The organism is Streptomyces sp. 11x1 (assembly GCF_032598905.1).
Lineage (GTDB): Bacteria > Actinomycetota > Actinomycetes > Streptomycetales > Streptomycetaceae > Streptomyces.
In genome coordinates, this window is sequence record NZ_CP122458.1 from 3,663,713 (window position 1) to 3,685,029 (window position 21,317).

Annotated in this window: 16 protein-coding genes; 6 read left to right on the top strand and 10 right to left on the bottom strand. The window is 71.0% G+C overall.

The window, feature by feature from the left end; genetic code table 11:
• Position 1: 1 nt before the first annotated feature.
• The 3 genes from P8T65_RS15825 to P8T65_RS15835 all read right to left on the bottom strand — a co-directional run bounded on the left by P8T65_RS15825 (position 2) and on the right by P8T65_RS15835 (position 6,038).
• The gene (locus P8T65_RS15825) at positions 2–1,042 is read right to left on the bottom strand and encodes an ABC transporter permease (protein WP_316726004.1); all 1,041 of its coding nucleotides are present in this window, start codon (positions 1,040–1,042) and stop codon (positions 2–4) included.
• Between the two features lie 484 nt (positions 1,043–1,526).
• Positions 1,527–3,434 (bottom strand): translational GTPase TypA, encoded by a 1,908-nt coding sequence (typA, locus tag P8T65_RS15830; protein ID WP_316726005.1) that lies wholly within the window; start codon positions 3,432–3,434, stop codon positions 1,527–1,529.
• Between the two features lie 255 nt (positions 3,435–3,689).
• Positions 3,690–6,038: an ABC transporter family substrate-binding protein gene (locus P8T65_RS15835; RefSeq protein WP_316726006.1), complete on the bottom strand. Its 2,349-nt coding sequence runs from the start codon at positions 6,036–6,038 to the stop codon at positions 3,690–3,692.
• Between the two features lie 611 nt (positions 6,039–6,649).
• Here P8T65_RS15835 and P8T65_RS15840 point away from each other — a divergent pair.
• From P8T65_RS15840 to P8T65_RS15860, 5 genes are all read left to right on the top strand, one after another.
• A complete protein-coding gene (locus P8T65_RS15840) occupies positions 6,650–6,940 on the top strand; it encodes a hypothetical protein (protein WP_316726007.1) in 291 nt (96 codons plus the stop codon).
• Positions 6,941–6,989: 49 nt separating this feature from the next.
• On the top strand, positions 6,990–7,826 hold the full coding sequence (locus P8T65_RS15845; RefSeq protein ID WP_316726008.1) for a hypothetical protein: 837 nt from the start codon (positions 6,990–6,992) through the stop codon (positions 7,824–7,826).
• A complete protein-coding gene (locus P8T65_RS15850) occupies positions 7,826–9,775 on the top strand; it encodes a fumarate reductase/succinate dehydrogenase flavoprotein subunit (protein ID WP_316726009.1) in 1,950 nt (649 codons plus the stop codon). The genes P8T65_RS15845 and P8T65_RS15850 overlap by 1 nt, the downstream gene beginning before the upstream one ends.
• A complete protein-coding gene (locus P8T65_RS15855) occupies positions 9,772–10,548 on the top strand; it encodes a succinate dehydrogenase/fumarate reductase iron-sulfur subunit (protein WP_316726010.1) in 777 nt (258 codons plus the stop codon). Before P8T65_RS15850 ends, P8T65_RS15855 begins: the two co-directional genes overlap by 4 nt.
• 165 nt (positions 10,549–10,713) lie before the next feature.
• On the top strand, positions 10,714–12,621 hold the full coding sequence (locus P8T65_RS15860; RefSeq protein ID WP_316726011.1) for a hypothetical protein: 1,908 nt from the start codon (positions 10,714–10,716) through the stop codon (positions 12,619–12,621).
• A 56-nt stretch (positions 12,622–12,677) separates the two neighbouring features.
• On the opposite strand, the gene P8T65_RS15865 is transcribed toward P8T65_RS15860, so the two are convergent.
• The 6 genes from P8T65_RS15865 to P8T65_RS15890 form a co-directional block, all read right to left on the bottom strand.
• Positions 12,678–15,467 (bottom strand): SpoIIE family protein phosphatase, encoded by a 2,790-nt coding sequence (locus tag P8T65_RS15865; protein WP_399099008.1) that lies wholly within the window; start codon positions 15,465–15,467, stop codon positions 12,678–12,680.
• A 316-nt stretch (positions 15,468–15,783) separates the two neighbouring features.
• Entirely contained in the window at positions 15,784–16,191 is a 408-nt protein-coding gene (locus P8T65_RS15870; protein WP_316726012.1) for an ATP-binding protein, read from the bottom strand.
• A gap of 230 nt (positions 16,192–16,421) precedes the next feature.
• The gene (locus tag P8T65_RS15875; RefSeq protein WP_316726013.1) at positions 16,422–16,829 is read right to left on the bottom strand and encodes a (deoxy)nucleoside triphosphate pyrophosphohydrolase; all 408 of its coding nucleotides are present in this window, start codon (positions 16,827–16,829) and stop codon (positions 16,422–16,424) included.
• Positions 16,830–16,874: 45 nt separating this feature from the next.
• Positions 16,875–17,075, bottom strand: a complete 201-nt coding sequence (locus tag P8T65_RS15880; protein WP_184899060.1) for an SPOR domain-containing protein — start codon at positions 17,073–17,075, stop codon at positions 16,875–16,877.
• A gap of 446 nt (positions 17,076–17,521) precedes the next feature.
• Positions 17,522–18,274 carry a GntR family transcriptional regulator gene (locus tag P8T65_RS15885; protein ID WP_316726014.1) on the bottom strand — a complete coding sequence of 251 codons (753 nt, stop codon included), beginning with the start codon at positions 18,272–18,274 and terminating at the stop codon, positions 17,522–17,524.
• Between the two features lie 147 nt (positions 18,275–18,421).
• Positions 18,422–19,639 (bottom strand): DUF4190 domain-containing protein, encoded by a 1,218-nt coding sequence (locus P8T65_RS15890; protein ID WP_316726015.1) that lies wholly within the window; start codon positions 19,637–19,639, stop codon positions 18,422–18,424.
• 247 nt (positions 19,640–19,886) lie between these two features.
• Here P8T65_RS15890 and P8T65_RS15895 point away from each other — a divergent pair, with 247 nt between their 5' ends.
• On the top strand, positions 19,887–20,993 hold the full coding sequence (locus tag P8T65_RS15895) for a threonine synthase (protein WP_316726016.1): 1,107 nt from the start codon (positions 19,887–19,889) through the stop codon (positions 20,991–20,993).
• 42 nt (positions 20,994–21,035) lie between these two features.
• Here the strand turns inward: P8T65_RS15895 and P8T65_RS15900 are convergent, their stop codons facing one another.
• Positions 21,036–21,209, bottom strand: a complete 174-nt coding sequence (locus P8T65_RS15900) for a hypothetical protein (protein ID WP_316726017.1) — start codon at positions 21,207–21,209, stop codon at positions 21,036–21,038.
• Positions 21,210–21,317: the final 108 nt, after the last annotated feature.

A 21,317-nucleotide genomic window follows, 5' to 3' on the forward strand; every position in this document is an offset into this window, starting at 1 on the left:
ATTAGCGTCCGGTCTTGGGGTCGAATGCGTCCCGGACGGAGTCGCCGAGAAGGTTGAAGCAGAGCACGAAGATCACCATCGCCACGCCCGGGAAGAACATGAACATCGGGTCCTGCTCGTAGACCTTGGCGCCGAGGGCGAACATGCGGCCCCAGTCGGGGGTCGGCTCGGGGAAGCCGACACCGACGAACGAGAGGAAGGCGATGGAGAGGATCGTGCTGGGCAGGATGTACGTGCCCTGCACCAGGATCGGGGTGACGATGTTCGGCAGGATCTCCTTGCGGACGATGCGCCAGGGCGAGGCCCCGGACACCTTGGCCGCCTCCACGAACTCACGCTCGCGCAGGGAGAGTACGGAGCTGCGCACCAGGCGGGCGAGACCCATCCAGCCGAGGAACCACATCACCAGGACGATGGCCACGGCCCGCAGATAGGTCGGCGTCTCGTCACGCGGGTCGACGAACAGCGCGGTGACGACCGGCATGAAGGCGATGAAGAACAGCTGCTGCGGGAAACCGAGGAAGAAGTCGGTGATCCGGCCCACCCAGTAGTCGACACGGCCGCCGAAGAAGCCGCCGATCATGCCGATGAGGACACCGGTGGTCACGCTGAACAGCGTGACGATGACCGCCATGTACAGCGACGTCCGCATGCCGTACAGCAGCATCGTGAACACGTCGCGGCCCAGCTTCGGCTCGACGCCGAACCAGAAGTCACCCGACATGCCACCGAAGGAACCGGTGGGCATCGCGAAGTCGTCCAGCAGGAACGGGTAGTCGGGCTCCTGCGCGTACAGCGTGTACGGGTCCTTGCCGTACAGGCTCGAGATGACCGGCGCGAGCGCTGCGACGACGAAGAAGAAAATCACTACGCACGCGGAGACGACTCCAGTACGGTCCCGCTTGAACCGTTGCCACATCAACTGCCCGGGGGAACGACCCTCAAGCTTCTTCTCGCCCTTGGCGACCTCGGCGGTCGTCTCGAGCTCGGGGTCCAAGGCGACCGCGGACCCGGAGCCCTCGGCCTTGGTTGGACTGGTCATGTCTGTTCTTCCCCCGGGGGGTTGGAGAGTTGAGCGCAGCACAGATACCGGCAGGTTCTGTGGTTTGGGGGAACTTTCGCCAAACGGGTCAACGCGCGTCAAGGGCGGAAGGCATAGGGATCTCCCTACCGTCCATATTTTGAGCAAAAATTGCAAAGATTGACACCTGGTCGCGCTTGACAGGTGAGACGAGAACCCGGCGAATCGGGCATACGCGGAACGATTTTTGTTTACATGTCCGAAACTTGATCGCTGGAACACCGATATCCGAACAGCGCTTCACAGCACACAGACAGTGAACCGAAAGATCGCGCACGGAAGTCCAGCCTCCCCCGCGGCCTCTTCACACGCTCCCCCGAATCCCCTGCATCCCCACCGCATCTCCCCCGTATGCGGGCAGGCCGGAAGCCCGGTCCTCCAGTACGCGGAGAACCGGGGCTTCGCTCAAGGCAATTGACGCAGCGTCAGCCGTGTCGGCCGAACGTCAGCCGTGCTTGGCGCGGCTCGCGGCACGCGCGCGCTCGCGGGCGTCCAGGTTGACCTTGCGGATGCGCACGGCCTCCGGGGTCACCTCGACACACTCGTCGTCGCGGCAGAACTCCAGGGACTGCTCCAGGGAGAGCTTGCGCGGCGGCACGATGGCCTCGAACGAGTCGGCCGAGGAGGACCGCATGTTCGTGAGCTTCTTCTCCTTGGTGATGTTCACGTCCATGTCGTCGGAGCGCGAGTTCTCACCGACGATCATGCCCTCGTACACCTCGGTGCCGGGCTCCGTGAAGAGCACACCGCGCTCCTGGAGGTTCGTCATCGCGAACGCCGTGACGGCACCGGCGCGGTCCGCGACGAGCGAGCCGTTGTTACGGGTCTGGAGCGCGCCGAACCAGGGCTCGTGGCCCTCGTGGATGGAGTGCCCGATGCCCGTGCCGCGGGTCTGCGTCAGGAACTCGGTCCGGAAGCCGATGAGGCCGCGGGACGGCACGACGAACTCCATGCGCACCCAGCCGGAGCCGTGGTTCGACATGTTGTCCATCCGGCCCTTGCGGACACCCATGAGCTGCGTGACCGCGCCCATGTGCTCCTCGGGCACGTCGATCGTCATGCGCTCGACGGGCTCGTAGATCTTGCCGTCGACCTCCTTGGTGACGACCTGGGGCTTGCCGATGGTCAGCTCGAAGCCCTCACGGCGCATCTGCTCCACCAGGATGGCCAGCGCCAGCTCACCACGGCCCTGGACCTCCCAGGCGTCCGGGCGCTCGGTGTCGAGCACACGGAGGGAGACGTTACCGATCAGCTCGCGGTCCAGGCGGTCCTTGACCTGACGGGCGGTCACCTTGCGGTCCTTGACCGCGGCCTTGTTGTCCGCGCCCTTGCCCGTGCCGCCACGGCCGACCAGCGGCGAGGTGTTCGTGCCGATGGTCATCGAGATCGCCGGCTCGTCGACCGTGATCAGCGGCAGCGCGATCGGGTTCTCGGGGTCGGCCAGGGTCTCGCCGATCATGATGTCCGAGATACCGGCGACGGCGCAGATGTCACCCGGTCCGGCCACCTCTGCGGGCTTGCGGGTGAGCGCCTCGGTCATCAGCAGCTCGGTGATGCGCACGTTGGACATCGTGCCGTCACGCTTGATCCACGTGACGGTCTGGCCCTTGCGCAGCTCGCCCTGCTCGACGCGGAGCAGCGCGATACGGCCGAGGAAGTTGTCGGCGTCCAGGTTGGTGACGTGCGCCTGGAGCGGGGCCTCCTCGTCGTACGACGGGGCCGGGACGTGCGACAGGATCGTGGAGAAGAACGGCTCCAGGCTGTTGCTGTCGGCCGGGACGGTGCCGTCCTCCGGCTTGGTCAGCGAGGCGACACCGTCACGCGCACACGCGTAGACGATGGGGAACTCGATCTGGTCCTCGTCGGCGTCGAGGTCGAGGAAGAGGTCGTAGGTCTCGTTGACGACCTCGTCGATGCGCGAGTCCGCGCGGTCCGTCTTGTTGATGCACAGGATGACGGGCAGGCGCTGCTGGAGCGCCTTGCGGAGCACGAAGCGGGTCTGCGGCAGCGGCCCCTCGGAGGCGTCGACGAGCAGGACCACCGCGTCGACCATCGACAGACCGCGCTCGACCTCGCCGCCGAAGTCGGCGTGGCCGGGGGTGTCGATGATGTTGATGGTGATGACGTCGCCGCCATCCTTCGGGTGGTACTTGACCGCCGTGTTCTTGGCGAGGATCGTGATGCCCTTCTCACGCTCCAGGTCGTTCGAGTCCATCATGCGGTCGTCGAGCGACTCGGCGGCGTGCGCGGCGAAGGCACCGGCCTGCTTGAGCATGGCGTCGACCAGAGTGGTCTTGCCGTGGTCGACGTGGGCGACGATGGCAACGTTGCGGATGTCGTGGCGCGTGGCCATAGTGAGGCGCTTCTCCCGGAGTGTGAGGACGGCCTGCGCTGACATCTGTGTCGCGCGGACCCTGCCGGGCTGGACACGCCACGGCCTCACCCCATGGTACGGGGCCGCGGGCACCGAGGCTCCCCGGGCCGCTCCGGCCCAGCTCGGACCGGCTCAGCCCCAGCTCAGACGGGTTCCGGGCCGCCCGGCCCGCGTACGTCGGCCGCCGCCCCGTGCGATACGGGGCGGCGGCCGGGGTCCGTCAGGGACGGTCCGCTATCCGTCGACCGGCCGCTGCTCGGCGGACTGCTTGCCCGTGGGCCGTGCCGGCCCCTTGGCGCCCTTCTTCAGGAAGCCCATGTCCTCGTAGTACGGAGTCTGGAAGCCGAAGGCACCCGCGTTCGCGAGGCCGGTGCGGACGGCGACCAGCTGGGGCCGCTGGTAGAGGGGGATGGACCCGGCGGCGGCCCAGATCCGGGCGTCCGCCTTGCGGATCAGGGAGCGCGTCCTGCCCTCGTCGAGGCTGGCCACGGCCTGGTCGAAGAGCTGGTCGACCCGGTCGGTGCCGACGCGCGTGTAGTTCTGCTCGACGTTCAGCGAGCCGTCGGCGGCGGGCACCGGCTTGGCGTAGATCGGCCGGGCGTCGGTGGCGGGGTAGGCAGAGGTCGGCCAGGAGTACAGCGCGAGGTCGTACTGCCCGTTCGCGATGTGGTCCTTGAAGTAGCTCTCGTTCGCGACCTTGGAGATCTCCGTACGGATCCCGACGCGGTCCAGCATGGCCGCGATCCGCTCGCCGACGGCCCGCAGCGACTCGGTGCCCGGGCCCGACGGCAGCACGAACCGCAGGGTCAGCAGCTTGCCGTTCTTGGCGAGGGGCCCCTTGGCGGCATCGGCGGGCGCCCGCGTCCCGCGCGGCGCGTACGCGCCGGGCACCCCGCCCGGCTTGAACTGCTTGCCGTCCTGAGCGAGGTTCGCGCCCCGCTCGCCCTCCTGCTCGTCGACGTCGGCGTCGAGGCCCGCGTCGGAGGGCTTGTCGTCCTGGCCGACGATGTAGGTGCTCTCGTCCGCGGAGCCCCGGGAGTCCCGGGCGCCCTTCGAGTCCTCGGAGTCCCCGGAGTCCTTGCGCTCCTTGTCCTTGGCGTCCTTGGCGTCCTTGGCGTCCTTGTCCTCGGACTCCTTGGCGTCCTTGGCCTCGGAGTCCTTGGCGTCCTTGGAGCCGTGCTCCCGCTCGCCCTCCGCGCCGGCCGCCTTCTTGCCGGGCGCGAGGGGGCCGCCCTGTTCCCAGCCGGCGTCGGCGAGGAGGGCACGCGCCTCGTCGGTGTCCTGGCCACCGAGAGCGCCGCTGCTGTCCGCGTAGGCGGCCTGGCCGGCGAGGGCGAGGTGGCTGCCGACGGGGACGGCGGGCAGCCCGAGCGGCTTCAGGACGAGCTCGGCGAGCTTCTCCCGGTCGATCGCGCGGGCCACGGCGCGGCGGACCCGCTCGTCGGCGAGAGGGCCGTCGGAACCGTTCAGGGCGAGCTGGGTGTAGGCGGGCTCCAGGGAGCGGCGCACGGTGATGCCGCGCAGGGCGGACTGCTGGGCGGTGTACTCGGCGAGGGCCTCGCGCCGCTTCTTCCGGGCGCCGATCTCGTTCTCGGCGGCCTTCTCGTCCGAGCCGTGCGCGATGGCCCAGGAGCGCAGCGCCTGCGCGGATTCGCGCTGCGCGAGCGGCCCCGCCGCCCCTGTGTCCTTCTTGTCACGGTGGGCGAGCGTGATCCGCCCGGCCTGGACCGAGTCGATCTCGGCGATGTCGACCCTGTCACCGGCGAGCGCCTCGACCCGCTCGTCGCGCGGCACGGCACGCAGCACCAGGGTCGACAGCTTGGCGGTACGGCCCCACCAGCGGGGGTTGCGGGTGAGGGTGACCTCGCCGCCCTTGCGGTCGATGCCCTTCAGGGCGAACGGACCGGCGGTGACCTTGAGTTTCTTGCGGGCGCCGTCGTTGAAGGAGTCCGGGGTGCCCATCACCTGTTTCGGGTACAGCGGCGAGAACAGCGACTTCCAGTCGGCGTACGGACGGGCGAAGGTGACCCGGACCTCCAGGTCGTTCTCGCCCCGTTCGATCTTCTCGATGCGTTCGTAGCCGGCGTTCCGGGCCGTCCAGTACGCGGAGTCCTTGCCGGACAGGGCACGCCACTGGGCGGCGAAGTCGGCGGCGCCGATCTCCCGGCCGTCGCTCCACACGGCCTGCTGGTTCAGTTTGTAGAGGACGACCTGCCGGGGCTCGCGTTCGACGACCTTGGCGGACTCCACGTAGTCGGAGTTGAGCTCGGGGCGCCCGCTGGCGTCCAGGCGGTACATCGACGGCAGTACGGCGCCGGCGATCCGCGCGGTGGCCAGGTCGGCGTCCGCCTGGAACGTGTTCAACGTCTCCGGTACGGCGTCCACGGCCCAGCGGAGGGTGCCGCCGTCGGCGACCCGGTTCCGTGCGGCGGGCGCGATGTCCTGCTCGGCGACCGGCCTGCCCGCCGGGTCCTCCTCACCGCATCCGCTCAGCACGGGCATCGTGAGCACGCCGGCGGCGAGGAACACCAGCGAGCGGCGCGGGGCGCGCGGTCGAACGCGGTCGTGGGGAATCGGCGTCATGGCGACCTCCTCGCTCCGCGGTGGGAGAACGGGGACGGGGGTGGCTCTGATCACGTTCGGCGGTATATGGAGCTGATCAGACGGATGCGGCCCACTGAAGAGGACGACGCGGGCGCGGGGCCGCCGACACGACGAGGGGGCGCCGGAACCCACCCGTTTGGCCGCGCGGCCCCTCCGGGGTGGGGGCGGGTGGGTGCGTTGTCGGGTGCGGGTCCGGTGGGGGTTGCTCGCGCAGTTCCCCGCGCCCCTGAAAAGCCGGGGCTGCGCCCCGTGCTTTTCATCCCGCGGCCCCGTCATCCTTCAGGCCCGCGGCCCCGTCATCCTTCAGGCCCGCGGCCCCGTCATCCTTCAGGCCCGCGGCCCCGTCGCCCTTCAGGCCACAGAGCCGTGGTCTTTCAGGCCACGGAGCCGTGGTCTTTTGAGGGGCGCGGGGAACTGCGCGAGAAGCCCCACCGGAGCCGCACCCGACAACGCACCCACCCGGCCCCCACCCCACCCGCGCAAAAGAAAACCGCAAACCGCTTCCCACCGGCAGGTGTGACGCGCGACACTCGCAGGCGCATGAACGTTGCCGCCTTGGGGCCCACACCCCCTGAAAGCGAGGGCAAGTCATGTCCGTGCACGACGACTTGACGTCGGTCCGGCGCTGCCTGGACGAACTGACCCGGTCCGTACACCGCCTGGAACAGCAACTCGGCGGCAGCGGTCTGGAGATACGCCGCGTCCGCACCGACGCCGACCACCTGCGCGAGAGCATCGCGCTGCTCAGCGAGGCCGCGGCCTCCCCGGCCAAGCCGCGCCGCCCCGACCTCGTCCCCATCCCCGACACCCCGTACGACAGCTCCCTGTGGACGGACTCGGACGACGAGGGCCTCGGCTCCCGCGGCCGCCGCGCCCCCTGACCGCTGCCGTCCGCCCACCCCGACAACCAACCCGACCGGGAGTCCCCCGTTGGCCACTGGTACGGAACCACCGGCAACAGAACCCCTTCCACAGCACGGCGGCGTGCGGACCCGTACGCGCGCCGCGATCTCCGACCCGCACCTGCGCACCGACCGCTGGTGGCTGGCCCCCGCCGCCACGGCCGCCGGGCTGCTCGCCTTCATCGTGTACTCGACCTGGCGGGCCTTCGCGGACGAGTACTACTACGCGGCCCCGTACGTCTCGCCGTTCTACTCGCCCTGTCTGGCGGAACGCTGCGAGCCCATGCACGGCGGCCCCAACTGGGAGATCTTCGGCGGCTGGTGGGGCATCTCACCGGCGATCATCATCCTGATCTTCCCGCTCGGCTTCCGCCTGACCTGCTACTACTACCGCAAGGCCTACTACCGGGGCTTCTGGGCGTCCCCGCCCGCCTGCGCCGTGGCCGAGCCGCACAAGAAGTACTCGGGCGAGACCCGATTCCCGCTGATCCTGCAGAACCTGCACCGGTACTTCTTCTACGCCGCCCTGCTGGTCGCCGGCATCCTCACCTACGACACGGTCCTGGCCTTCCGTGACGAGCACTACGAGTGGGGCCACATGGGCCTCGGCACCCTCGTGTTCCTGGTCAACATCGTGCTGATCTGGGCGTACACCCTCTCCTGCCACTCGTGCCGGCACATCGTCGGCGGCAAGCTCAAGCACTTCTCCAAGCATCCCGTGCGCTATCGGATGTGGCAGTGGGTCGGCCGCCTGAACGCCCGTCACATGCTGCTCGCCTGGGCCTCGTTGGTGAGCGTGGCGCTCGCCGACTTCTATGTGTACCTGGTCGCGTCCGGCGCCTTCGACGATCCGAGGTTGTTCTGATGTCCGTGGTCGAGCGACAGGAGTGGGACGTCGTCGTGATCGGCGCCGGCGGCGCCGGACTGCGCGCCGCGATCGAGGCCCGCGAGCGGGGCGCTCGTACGGCAGTGATCTGCAAGTCCCTGTTCGGCAAGGCCCACACGGTGATGGCCGAGGGCGGTATCGCGGCCGCCATGGGCAACGTCAACTCCGGTGACAACTGGCAGGTCCACTTCCGCGACACCATGCGCGGCGGCAAGTTCCTCAACCAGTGGCGGATGGCCGAGCTGCACGCCAAGGAGGCCCCCGGCCGGGTCTGGGAGCTGGAGACCTGGGGCGCCCTCTTCGACCGTACGAAGGACGGCCGGATCTCGCAGCGCAACTTCGGCGGCCACGAGTACCCGCGCCTCGCCCACGTCGGCGACCGTACGGGCCTGGAGCTGATCCGCACCCTTCAGCAGAAGATCGTCGCCCTGCAGCAGGAGGACCACAGGGAGACCGGTGACTACGAGTCCCGGCTGAAGGTCTTCCAGGAGTGCACGGTCACCCGGGTGCTGAAGGACGGCGACCGGGTGTCCGGGGCGTTCGCGTACGAGCGCGAGTCGGGGCGGTTCTTCGTGCTCGAAGCGCCCGCCGTCGTCATCGCCACCGGGGGCATCGGCAAGTCCTTCAAGGTGACGTCGAACTCGTGGGAGTACACGGGTGACGGTCACGCGCTGGCGCTGCTCGCGGGCGCGCCGCTGCTGAACATGGAGTTCGTGCAGTTCCATCCGACGGGCATGGTCTGGCCGCCGTCGGTGAAGGGCATCCTCGTCACGGAGTCGGTGCGCGGCGACGGCGGGGTGCTCAGGAACTCCGAGAACAAGCGGTTCATGTTCGACTACATCCCGGACGTCTTCAAGGAGAAGTACGCGGAGTCCGAGGAGGAGGGCGACCGCTGGTACGAGGACCCGGACCACAACCGGCGCCCGCCCGAGCTGCTGCCGCGCGACGAGGTGGCGCGGGCCATCAACGCCGAGGTGAAGGCGGGCCGGGGCTCGCCGCACGGCGGGGTCTTCCTGGACGTGTCGACCCGGATGCCGGCGGAGACCATCCGCCGCCGACTCCCCTCCATGTACCACCAGTTCAAGGAGCTGGCGGACGTCGACATCACGGCGGAGGCCATGGAGGTCGGGCCCACCTGTCACTACGTGATGGGCGGGATCGCGGTCGAGTCGGACACGGCGGCGGCGCGCGGGGTACCGGGCCTGTTCGCGGCCGGTGAGGTGGCCGGCGGGATGCACGGCTCCAACCGGCTGGGCGGCAACTCCCTCTCCGACCTGCTGGTCTTCGGCCGCCGGGCCGGGCTGCACGCGGCCGAGTACGCGGCGGGCCTGGCCGGTGCGCGCCCTTCGGTGGACGACATCGAGGTCGACACGGCCGCCGCCGAGGCACTGCGCCCGTTCTCCGCCGAGGGCCCCACGCCCGGGCAGCCCGAGGCGGCGGGAAGCCTGCCGCAGGAGAACCCGTACACCCTCCACCAGGAACTCCAGCAGGCCATGAACGACCTGGTCGGCATCATCCGCCGCGAGGGCGAGATGGAACAGGCGCTGGAGCGGCTCGCCGATCTGCGGGTACGGGCGCGCCGGGCGGGGGTCGAGGGGCACCGGCAGTTCAACCCGGGCTGGCATCTCGCCCTGGACCTGCGCAACATGCTGCTGGTCAGCGAGTGCGTGGCGAGGGCCGCGCTGGAGCGCACGGAGTCCCGGGGCGGCCACACCCGCGAGGACCATCCGACGATGGACCGCGACTGGCGCCGGATCAACCTGTTGTGCCGGCTCACCGATCCGGCCGCCGATCCCACAGGCGATGCCGCCGTCGGCGCGATCGCCCTCACCCGAGAGACCACCGAACCCATCCGTCCCGACCTGCTCGCCCTGTTCGACAAGGAGGAGCTGGTCAAGTACCTCGCCGAAGGGGAGCTGTACGAGTGAGCAGCTACGAGGCCCGCTTCAAGGTGTGGCGGGGCGATGTGCGGGGCGGCGGCCTGGAGGACTTCGCGGTCGAGGTCAACGACGGCGAGGTGGTGCTGGACATCGTCCACCGCCTCCAGGCCACGCAGGCCCCCGATCTGGCGGTCCGTTGGAACTGCAAGGCGGGCAAGTGCGGTTCGTGCTCGGCGGAGATCAACGGGCGGCCCCGGCTGATGTGCATGACCCGCATGTCGGTGTTCACCCGGGAGGAGACGATCACCATCACCCCCCTGCGCGCCTTCCCCGTGGTCCGCGACCTCGTCACCGACGTCGGCTTCAACTACCAGAAGGCGCGCGAGGTCCCGGCCTTCGTACCGCCCGAGGACCTCGGCCCGGGCGAGTACCGGATGATGCAGGAGGACGTGGACCGCTCGCAGGAGTTCCGCAAGTGCATCGAGTGCTTCCTGTGCCAGGACACCTGCCATGTCGTCCGCGACCACGAGGAGAACAAGCCGGCGTTCGCCGGTCCCCGCTTCCTGATGCGGGTCGCCGAGCTCGACATGCACCCCCTGGACGCGGCGGCCGACAGCGGTCTCGACCGCAAGACGACCGCCCAGGACGAACACGGCCTCGGCTACTGCAACATCACCAAGTGCTGCACGGAGGTCTGCCCCGAGGGCATCAAGATCACCGACAACGCGCTGATCCCGCTGAAGGAGCGTGCGGCTGACCGCAAGTACGACCCGCTGGTGTGGCTGGGCTCGAAGATCAGGAGGCGCTCCTCGACGGGGTGAGGCCCCGGGCGTGCGGGCGGCACCCCGCCCGCCGCATCCGGGCGGCTCCCCCACTCCGGCCCACCCCGCTCGCGGGCACCCGGCACCGGTCATACGCTCCCGAATGTGACGTCGCGTCTGAGAAGGAGCCGAGCGCGCGGGGCAACGTCCCACATAGCCGTGCGCGTGGCCCACACCGCGTTCGGAGGGCTCGTGGCCCTGGCGTGGCTCCTGCTGCCCACGGCGACGCAGACGGCCGCGGAGGGGCGCCCCACGGGCCCGCACGTCCCCGACGGGTCCGTGGCCCGGGTCATGGGTCCCCCCGTCGGCGAGTGGCCCGCGGCTGCCGCGCCCGGTCGGCTCGTCATGGCCCCGGCCACCGACGGCGACGGGAGCGCGGCTCCGGCCGACGACAGCTCCGGCTCGGATCTGGTCCTGCCGGTGGCGGCCGCGGGCACGGCCGTCGCCGTCGCCGCGTACTCCCTCGTACGGCGCAGGCGCCGCGCCCGGCTGCGCACGACCCCGACCGGCGTCTACGAACCTCCCACCACCCCCCTGTCCGATGTGCACAGCCGCGCCCGACGCCTGCTGGTCGAGACCGACGACAGCGTCCGCACCAGCACGGAGGAACTCGGCTTCGCGGCAGCCCGCCCGGGCCGAGCCCCCACCGCCCCACTCCGGGAGGAACCACCGGAACAGGACACGAAAGGGCGGGCCGTCGACGAGCAGGACCCGGGGGAACCGGACGCGGACGGGCAGGACGCGGACGGACAGGAGGTGGCGGCAATGCCGGACGCGAACGGGCAGGACGCGGCAAGGCCCGCCACGGACGCCCCGGCTGCGGAGAGTGCGAACGCGGACCAGCCGGCCCCCCAGGAGCCGGCTGCCGACGTGCCGGACCACGAGAGCCCGGAATCGGAGCAGCCGGAATCGGAGCAGCCGGAATCGGAGCAGCCGGACGAGGCGAAACCCTCGGCAGCCACCCCCGGCGGGTCCCACCAAGAGAACCCACCGGCGGTCGGCCCCAGCCGACCCCACACGCCGAAGCCGTTCACGCTCGATCCGGCTCAGCCCTTCGCGGAGACGCCCGCGGCGCGGGACGCGGTGCGGCCGTTCGTGGAGGCGTTGGCGGACGCGCGGGGTGAGCTGGTGGCCGCGTTCGGGGCGGGCCAGCGGCTGGACGAGGAGGGCGACTCGCTGACGCCCGAAGAGGAACGCGCGCTGCTGGAGGAGATCCTCACCCGGTGCACCACGGCACAGCGGCGACTCGACACGGCGACCCCCGCCTTCGATCAACTCCGTTCCCTGGAGCGGGACATCACCCCCGCCCTGGAGCACGCGGAGGCCCGCTTCCGTGAGCTGACCGGCCGTACCGCGACCGCGTCCACCACCCTCACCGCCCTCCGCGACACCTACGCCCCCGCCGCTTCCCTCCCCGTCACCGGCCACGTCGAGCAGGCCAAGGACCGCCTGGTCTTCGCCACCACGGAACTGAACCGGGCCCGTCAGTGCGCCTACCCCGGCGACCTGGACATCGCGGCCGTACACCTACGGGCCGCCGAGGGCGCGATCGACCAGGCGGACCTGTTCGTGACCGGAGTGGAGCGGCTCGCCGCGGAGCTGGCCCGCGCGACCGAGCTCGCGAAGCAGGGCGCCCCCTACACGGGCCCGTACGACGACCCCCTCGACGTCCTGCGCCGCCAGAGCCGCTGGCGGCTGCCGTCCCGCAGCGCCGTCGCGGCCGCGGCCGACTTCATCACCACCCACCGGGCGGCGGTGGGCGTACGGGCCAGGACCCGGCTGTCGGAGGCGGAACGGCACCTGGGACTGGACGACGGCGACGCCGAGAACTCCGACCACGCCCGGCGCGCGGACACCCTCGCCCGGGAGGCCCGCGACCTGGCCGAGCAGGACGTACGGGCATACGGCAACCCGTACGGCGGCCCGGTCGGTGACGGCCTCGCCGGAGCCCTCCTGGGCGGCATCATCCTCGGCGAGCCCCCCGACGGCACCGGCCGAGCGGACCTACGGGGCCCCGCCTGCTACGGCGGAACGGCCACCCGTGCCCGCAGGGCGAGGAGCGGCCGGTTCTGAACAGCCGGGTCACACCGCACCCCCGGCAGGGGCGCGGGGAACCGCGCGATCCGGCCCTAGAACAGGCTCAGCAACGCCTCCGCCGGATCCGTCAGCCGGTGTTCCCCGCCCGGCAACGGCAGTTCGAACCACACCGTCTTGCCGCGAGGCGTCCGGCGCGAGCCCCACGCGGCGGAGAGCAGCCCGACCAACTGCAACCCCCGTCCGCCCTCGTCCGTGTCCCGCGCACGACGCCGACGCGGCTGCACGAGCCCGGCGTCCCACACCTCGCACACCAGCGTCCGGTCCAGCAGCAGCCGCAGCCGTATCTCGCCCTCGCCGTACCGCAGCGCATTGGTGACCAGCTCGCTGACCAGCAGTTCCGCCGTGTCGACGAGCGGTTCCAGATCCCACGCGAGCAGCCGGCCGCGCGCGTACTCACGGGCGCGCCCCACGCTGCGCGGCTCACGCGGCAGGGTCCAGTCGCCGACGGAGTCCTCCGGCAGCCCCTGCACACGGGCCATCAGCAGCGCGATGTCGTCCTCGCCGTGGTGGGTGTCGAGGGTGTTGAGGACGTGGTCGCACACGTCCTCCAGGGACCGGGGCGTGTCCGCGCGGAGCGTGGTCGGCGGCTGACCGGGGTCGGTGAGCGCGCCGACGAACGCCTGGAGCCCCTCGTCGAGGGGGTGGTCGCGGGATTCGACCAGTCCATCCGTGTAGAGCGCCAACAGTGCCCCTTCGGGCAGTTCGACCTCCACCTCCTCGAACGGTTCGCCGCCGACACCGAGCGGCATGCCGGGCGGCACGTCGAGCATCAGCGCGCTCTCGCCCGGCTCGACCAGCACGGGCGGCAGATGGCCGGCGTTGGCGAAGGTGCAGCGACGGGTCACCGAGTCGTAGACGGCGTAGACGCACGTCGCGAGGTAGACCTCGGAGAGGTCCTTGTCGTGGGGCCGGCTGGCGGCGGTGCGGGAGGCCGACTGGACGCCGCCGGGGGTGCCGAGGCCCCGGGCGATCTCGTCGAGCGCCGAGAGGACTTCGGCGGGCTCCAGGTCCAGCAGAGCCAACGTGCGTACGGCCGTACGAAGTTCACCCATGGCCACCGCTGCCCGCAGTCCGCGGCCCATCACGTCGCCGACGACGAGCGCCGTGCGGTGACCGGGGAGTTCGATGACGTCGAACCAGTCGCCGCCGACCTCGGTGGCCGCGTTGCCCGGCAGATAGCGGCAGGCGATGTCCAGCCCGGAGGCCTCGGGGTCGCCGGGCGGCAGCAGGGAGCGCTGCAGGATGAGGGCGCGTTCGTGTTCGCGGCGGTAGAGGCGCGCGTTGTCGATGCAGACGGCGGCGCGCGCGGCCAGTTCGACGGCGAGGCCCCGGTCGCGATCCCCGAACGGCTCGCTGCCCTTGGTCCGCGAGAACTGCACGAGTCCGACGACGGTGTCGTGCGCGACCATCGGCACGGCGAGCGTCGACTGGATCAGGTTGCCCTCCTCGGGCACCTGTTGGGGGCGGGCGGTGCGCAGGGCGTCCGCGCAGGGCGAGTTGAACGGATAGTGGTGGACGGCACCGACCCTGACAGGGGCGGGTCCGCCGACGAAGGGCGCGTCGGAGACGGCGCTGGAGAAGGCGACCCGGCGCAACTCGGCGCTGCCGTCGGCGAGTCCGGGCGGAGTCTCGTCGCCCACCAGCAGGCCCTGGTAGAGGTCGACGGTGGCCAGGTCGCAGAAGCCGGGGACGACGACGTCGAGGAGTTCGCGGGCGGTGGTCTCCAGATCGAGGGAGTTGCCGATGCGCGTCCCGGCCTCGTTGAGGAGGGCCAGATTCCGCCGGGCGGCGGCCGCTTCACGGGCGGCGGAGCGGCGGGCCGTGATGTCGGTGGCGAGCCAGGCGATGCCGATGGGGCGGCCGGTGCCGCTGTGCACGCGGAAGAGGTTGATGGACCAGTGGCGGCGCTCCTCGGAGCCGGGCACGAAGCCCGTGATGTGCATGTCCGTGATCGAGTCGCCGGTCTCCATGACCCGCCGCAGGGTCGCCTCGACCCGCTCGGCCTCCGGGGACTGCAGATAGTCGTGGACGCCCCGGCCCCGGTGGTCGTCGACCTCGCCACCGTAGATGGAGGCGAAACGCCGGTTGGCGCGCCTGACCCGGAGATCGGTGTCTATCAGAAGGAACCCGAACGGAGATTGGCCGAATATGGCCTGCGAAGCGGCAAGGTCGGTCTCTATGCGGCGCAGGGTCCGGACGTCCACGACGATGCACACGGCGGCCCGTTCACCGCCTTCCGCGGTGGTGGGCATCACATAGACCTCGGCGAGCCCCTCCTCCCCGCCGGGGCCCGGCATCCGAAAGGGGACCACCCCGGTCCACTCCCGGCCGTCGAGGACCTCGGCCATCTTCCGCTGGCCCTCCGCACGCCGATCGGGGTCGACGAACACCTCGATGGGGTCCATCCCCACGGCCCGTTCCGCCGAGATACCGAACAACTGCTCGGCTCGCAGGCTCCACTGGTCGACGAGTCCGTCGGGACCGATCGAGAACGAGGCGACCTTGATGTAGTCGTACATGGACCCGGGCGGGCTGGTCTGCCACATCGGGTCACCGACCGCGTGACCACCCATGAAGCCCGGAGCGTCGGTGGATCCGACCGTCCCGGCGGCGGAACCGACCACCCTCTGGGCGGATTCGGTCGCCCCGTCGGTCGATCCGGCCGCCCCGCCGGCGGACGCGGCCGCCGTACTGTCGCGTGCGGCACCGCTGTCGCGAGTGGCTCCGCCCAGGCCGGAATCGTCTGCGGCCTCGGGCCTCGCACGGTCCGACGGGTTCCCTGACCCCGTGGCCTTCGTGGCCTTCGCTGGTATCTCGCTCACGCGAACCGTCCCCTCCAGCTCACCGCGTCCGGCTTCGGTCACCAGGGGCGGCTGCCCGCAGTATCCAGCACTACGGCGCCGCGCAACACGGTGTTCACGATCACAGCACGGTCCCGATCGTTTTTGGACCGGCTGCGACATACTCCCAAGTCTTCTAACCAGGCGTTGCCCCCTCGAATCAAAGACTCCAGCCAGCCCTACTGGCTTGAACCAGTCGGTCGCACACGCGCCCCCGGGAGCCGCCCCCTCCCCCGGCCGTACGCCGTGAACCCCCTCCGTGCACCCGCGCCGTCGCCCTGTACGTCGACGGGGTCGCTCAGCCGGGAACCGCCAGCTCGAACCAGACGGTCTTGCCCGCCTCTCCCGGGCGGGTACCCCAGGCACGCGAGGAACAGGCCACCAACTGCAGCCCCCGGCCGCTCTCGTCGTCGATATCGGCCGCGCGTTCGCGTGGTGGATCGGGCAACGGGTCGGAGACCTCGACCAGAAGCGTCCCGGAGGGGTCGGTGGGACGCACGAGCCGCACTCCGATGGGTCCCGTCGCGTGCCGCAGCGCGTTGGTCACCAGTTCGCTCACCAACAGGGCGGTGATGTCCGCGAGCACTTCCAGTCCCCACTCGCGCAGCCGCGCCCGCACCACCGCACGGGCGTCCCGCACCGCCCCCGGCTGCGCGGGAAAGGTCCACTCGGCGCAGTCGTCTCCGCTGTCGATCACGCCGATCACTTCCCAGTCCAGAAGCAGACCCTGTCCGGTTTCATGGGGTTAATGGGCACATACCCGATATCCAGCCCGAAGTACCGCGCACGAGGGCGCACTGTGGCACGAACGGCGTAGGGGCGACAACCCCCAACTGTCGCCCCAGCCCTACAGGGGCGCGGGGAACTGCGCGAAGGGGGTCCGGGGCAGAGCCCCGAGTCTTTGACGCCGCCGAAGCCGGGGCGGATGGGGCGGGATCAGGCTCCCCCGTCCCCCCAAGCCAGCCGAGCCGCCTCCATCACCGCCGGGACATCCTGGTCCAGCCAGTCGACGTCCCACACCTCGTCCGCGGTCAGCCAACGCAGCTCGTCATGGTCCTCCAGCGCTCGTGGCTCACCCGACAGCAGATGCGCGATCCACACCCGCAGCACATAGCCCGGCCGTACCACCCACTCACCGGGCACCCGCTCCGCGGACTTCGCCTCGACACCCAACTCCTCGCGCAGCTCACGCACGAGCGCCTGCTCGGGAGACTCGTCGGGCTCCACCTTGCCGCCCGGCAGCTCCCACCGTCCGGCCAGCTCAGGCGGTGCGCTGCGGCGCGCGGCGAGCAGTCGGCCGCCGCTCAGCAGAGCGGCGCCCACCACCACGATCGGTTCGGTCATGCGCGGGAGCCTACGGGAGCGGACACGGACGCCGGGCAGGGTGCGTCACTTGCTCCCATTCATCCCGCTCTGGCTGTTCTGCCCGATGCGCTCGACCCAGTAGAGCTGCTTGTGACCGCGGTCGTCGAGACTGTCCGCGATCTTCTGCGCTTCGGCGCGCGTCGCGTACCTGCCCACCCGGTAGCGATTGCCGTTGTCGTCCTGCCGTATGACGAGCCAGGGAAGAGTGATCGTGCCGTCGTTCATCGACCCCCACCGCTCCTTCCCGCCCCGGCCCCTCCAGGCCCCGCCCCCGGATGTCGCCGCGCCCCGCCACCTAAGGAAACCGCAATCCGCATATGCCCGAGCGTACGCCTAACCTTCACACAGCGAATCCGACTTCTCACAAAGAGGTACGCAACCAGCCAGGACGAGGCGGGCGCACCCCGTCGAACGCGCCGCCGATCACCACCCGCGCGCCCCCCAACGCTCCGACGAGCAGCGGTCCCGCGCCCTTCGCGCGAAACGGGCACCTACCGGGCGCCATGACGACCCGCCGCCAAGAACGACCGAATTCGAACTACGTTCGGACGATTCCCCCAAGGCTGGGGCGGTTTCAACTTCCCTCCGGCAAGGGCCACTTGCCCCATGCCCGCGCCACCGTCCGTTACACACGGATTCCGCCGGATTCCCGAACGGGCCGCCTTCCGGCCTCACTTCACCGGCAGGTGGTACGCCACCTGGTACCGGTCCGCCGGCACCACCACGTCCGCCGTCTCCACCGGGCGTCCGGAGGCGAAGTAGGTACGGTGGACGACCAGGACGACATGCCCGGGGACACCGCCGAGGGCGAGCAGTTCGTCGGCCAGGCCGGGGCGGGCACCGACCTCCTCGGTGACGTTGTCCACGACCACGTCGATGGCGGCCATGCGCTCGACGACGCCCATACCGCCGAGGGGCCCCTCCTCCGGAAGCATCACGGGGGTGCGGCCGGTGAGGGCGAGGGGCTCCCAGGAGGTGGAGAGCATCATCGTCTCGCCCGCGTCCCGGAAGGTGTACCTGGTGCACATCACGCGGTCGCCGGGCTGGATCGCGAGCCGCTCGGCGACCGTGGGTCCTGCCTCGACCTGCTCGCTGCGCGACTCCCAGGTGCCGCGCGCCCCGTCGTCGGCCTGCTCCTGCCGGAAGGGGGTGGCGCCCCCGGCAGGCCGGAACCCGGAGCGGGCGACCCGGCGCGGCACCGGCCGCTCTCGCACATACGTGCCCGACCCTGAGCGACCTTCCACCAGCCCCTCGGCCATGAGGACCTTGCGGGCCTCCAGCGCGACCGTGTCCGAGACGCCGTACTCCTCGCGGATACGGGCCTGGGAGGGGAGGCGGGTGTGGGGCGGCAGCGATCCGTTCACGATCTTCCTGCGGAGATCACCCGCGACACGCAAGTACGCCGGCTGCTCACCGAAAGTCACTAGCCGCTCCCATCTGGATGTACAGACAGCAACAGCCTGGCAACCGTGGGTTCAGCCATGCAAGCAAAGGCCAGAGAATCACTCGATGTGATGACATGCACCCGGGGAGGGCTTTACGCAGGCACTTTCTCCCCACTATGGATGCGATCACACCTCCGCGCCGGGCCCGTCCTCGCCGTCGCCCCCGCCGGTGCCCTCGTCGTCGTACGTCGGCGGTTCGATGGCCAGCCCCAGAGCCTCGCGCGCGGTGATGGCCTTGGATCCGTCGGTCAGCCGGTGCGCCGCGTCCCAGTGGTCGGTGAAATCGTCGGCGTCGTCCGCCTCGTGCGCCGCCTCCCACTCCTCGCGCGCCTCGTCCAGGGCCTCGGCGTAGTCGGTGACGTCCCGCTCGGCGGTGGGTTCCCAGTCGTGCACGCGCAAGGCGGCCGCCTGCCGCTCCAAGGCGTCGACCACCTGCGCCGCCCACTCCTTGTGCCCGGCCAGGTCGTCCTCGACGTACTCCGTCCCAGGCATTTCGTCGAAGGCGCCGTTCAGGATCGCGTCGGCCTCCAGGAAGGCGAGTTGGTCGTCGTCGAGGGTCGTCCGGTCCTGCCGCAGCGAGCCCGTCAGGTGGGCCTTCGGGTCGACGTTGCCGAACATGCAGGTGATCTCGCGGTCGCCGTACCGCCAGCTCTCCCGCGTGGGCGTGAAGTAGTAGACGTCGACGTCGGCCGGGAGCGCCCAGGTGTCCATCGCGTACGCCTCCGAGTACGGGTGGCACCGGTCGTCGGCGACCTCGGTGACGGCGTCGTCGCCCGGGAAGTCACCGCCGCCGTCCGGCATCGCGAAGGAAGCGAACACCTCGGCGTCGTGCGCACCGTCGCACGGCACGATGTCGACGTCGTACGCGTACCCCTCCAGGGAGCCGCTGCGCGAGTCGAAGCACTCGCCCTTCGCCACGGAGAATGTGCCACCCGCGCCGCTCGCCGCGGAACGGAAGCCCTCATACGCGTCGCGCGCGCCGCCCGTGGTGAAGGCGAGGGTCATCAGCAGCGCGCCCACCGTCGACAGAACGATTCCGGCCACCGCCATGCCCTTGCCGCGTTCCCCCCTCTTCCTGATCTGCGCCAGCGCGACGACGCCCAGGACCACCCCGATCCCCGGCAGGAAGCAGAGCACCCCGAGCACGAGCGCGGCGATCGCGAGCCCGTTGACGGGTGGGGTGGGCGCCCACGCCGGATACGGCTGCCCCCAGGCCCGACCCCAGGGCTCGGCGGCCGCCCCATGCGGATACGGCTGCCCGGCCCCCGGCTGTGGCTGCCCCGGCGGCGGGAACGGGCCACCTCCGTGAGGCGGCTGGGGCCCGAAGGGCGGGGGTGTGGCCACGGGTGCGGGTACTCCTTGCGGCGAGCAGAGGGGAACTGACGTACGACTGGGCGCATGGTAAGCGGGCGCCGGGCGCGCTGAACACGCCGGGGCGGCCCCGGTCGCCGCCGAGTACGCGGGGCTCGCGGCGTACGCGGGGCTCGCGGCGTACGCGGGGCTCGCGGCCGCCATCCCCTCCCCCTCCGCCGCGACCACAGCCGTCTCTGCCGCACCTGCCGACCCGCCTCCCCCGAACTAACCTGCGTGCATGACCCCTCTGCCGGATCGCTTCTGCCCGACGGACGGAACGCGCGTCCCCGCCGCCTCCCTCGCCTGGTGCTGCCCGGCCTGCCGAGGCCCCCTGGACCTGGACTTCGCGCCCACGCCGGCATCGCTCAAGTCCCTCTCCGGCCGGGTGAACTCGCTCTGGCGCTACGCGGAATGCCTCCCCCTGGCGTCGCCCACGGTCTCGCTGGGCGAGGGCCGGACCCCGCTCGTAGAACTGCGGGAGGGCATCCGGGCCAAGCTCGACTTCCTGATGCCGACGCTGTCCTTCAAGGACCGGGGCGCGGTGCTCCTCGCCGAGCTGGCCCTTCGGCTGGGGCCCCGGCAGGTGATCGCCGACAGCAGCGGCAACGCCGGCACGGCGGTCGCCGCGTACTGCGCACGGGCCGCGCTGCCCTGCACGGTGTACGTCCCGGCCGGCACGTCGGACAAGAAGCTGGAGCAGATCGGAGCGCACGGCGCGCAGCTCCACCTCGTCGACGGCGATCGCGAGGCCACGGCCCGGGTCGCCCGCGCGGCGGCGGACGAGGACGGCGTCTTCTATGCCTCGCACGTCTACAACCCGTACTTCCTGCACGGCACCAAGACGTACGTCCACGAACTGTGGGAGGACCTCGGCGGGCGCCTTCCCGAGGTGATCGTCGTGCCGGTGGGCAACGGCACACTGCTGCTGGGCGCGTCCCTGGCCGTCGCCGAACTGCACGCGGCGGGCCTCATCGACCGCCGGCCCGCCCTCTACGCCGTCCAGTCCGCCGCCGTGGCGCCGCTCGCCCACGCCTGGACCGAGGGCGCGGACGACCTCGTCGGGACCACCCCCGTGGCACCCACCTTCGCCGAGGGCATCGCCATCCCGCGCCCGCCCCGGGCCCGTCAGGTCCTCCGCGCCGTACGCGACTCGGGCGGCGCCTTCCTCACCGTGACGGAGGACCAGATCCGCCACGCCCAACGCGACCTGGCCTCCCGCGGCCTGTACGTCGAGTCCACGGGCGTGGCCTGCTGGGCGGCGGTACGGGAGGGAGCGCTCGGGTCGCGCACGGCGGTGGTGCCGCTGTGCGGCGCGGGCGTGAAGACGGGGCTGGCGGGGAGCTGACCGACGAGGACGAGGGCCCTCGGGGGCACGGGCGGGCCGGGCTCAGTACGCCGCGTACAGCATCAGCGCGAGGAAACCCGCCCCGACCGCCGTCACCAGCATGCTGCTGCGTTTGTGCCCGACCCACAACAGGAGCGCTCCGGCGGCGACCGCCAGCACCCGGAACTCTCCGTTGAACACGACAAGCACGCCGAGTATCGCCAACGCCACCCACATGTGGTCCCCCTCCCGGCCCGACACACCTACCTGCCGAAAACCCTGCCCACCCCAAGAGATCGACACCCCGGAACCCCACCTTCCTGCAGGCCCCGCACGGGAGTGTCC

Excerpts from the sequence above, each read along its gene's own strand:
- typA (WP_316726005.1), bottom strand. The coding sequence starts at position 3,434 with ATGGCCACGCGCCACGACATCCGCAACGTTGCCATCGTCGCCCACGTC.
- P8T65_RS15835 (WP_316726006.1), bottom strand. The coding sequence starts at position 6,038 with ATGACGCCGATTCCCCACGACCGCGTTCGACCGCGCGCCCCGCGCCGC.
- P8T65_RS15880 (WP_184899060.1), bottom strand. The coding sequence starts at position 17,075 with ATGAACGACGGCACGATCACTCTTCCCTGGCTCGTCATACGGCAGGAC.
- P8T65_RS15875 (WP_316726013.1), bottom strand. The coding sequence starts at position 16,829 with ATGACCGAACCGATCGTGGTGGTGGGCGCCGCTCTGCTGAGCGGCGGC.
- P8T65_RS15850 (WP_316726009.1), top strand. The coding sequence starts at position 7,826 with ATGTCCGTGGTCGAGCGACAGGAGTGGGACGTCGTCGTGATCGGCGCC.
- P8T65_RS15840 (WP_316726007.1), top strand. The coding sequence starts at position 6,650 with ATGTCCGTGCACGACGACTTGACGTCGGTCCGGCGCTGCCTGGACGAA.
- P8T65_RS15895 (WP_316726016.1), top strand. The coding sequence starts at position 19,887 with ATGACCCCTCTGCCGGATCGCTTCTGCCCGACGGACGGAACGCGCGTC.
- P8T65_RS15825 (WP_316726004.1), bottom strand. The coding sequence starts at position 1,042 with ATGACCAGTCCAACCAAGGCCGAGGGCTCCGGGTCCGCGGTCGCCTTG.
- P8T65_RS15900 (WP_316726017.1), bottom strand. The coding sequence starts at position 21,209 with ATGTGGGTGGCGTTGGCGATACTCGGCGTGCTTGTCGTGTTCAACGGA.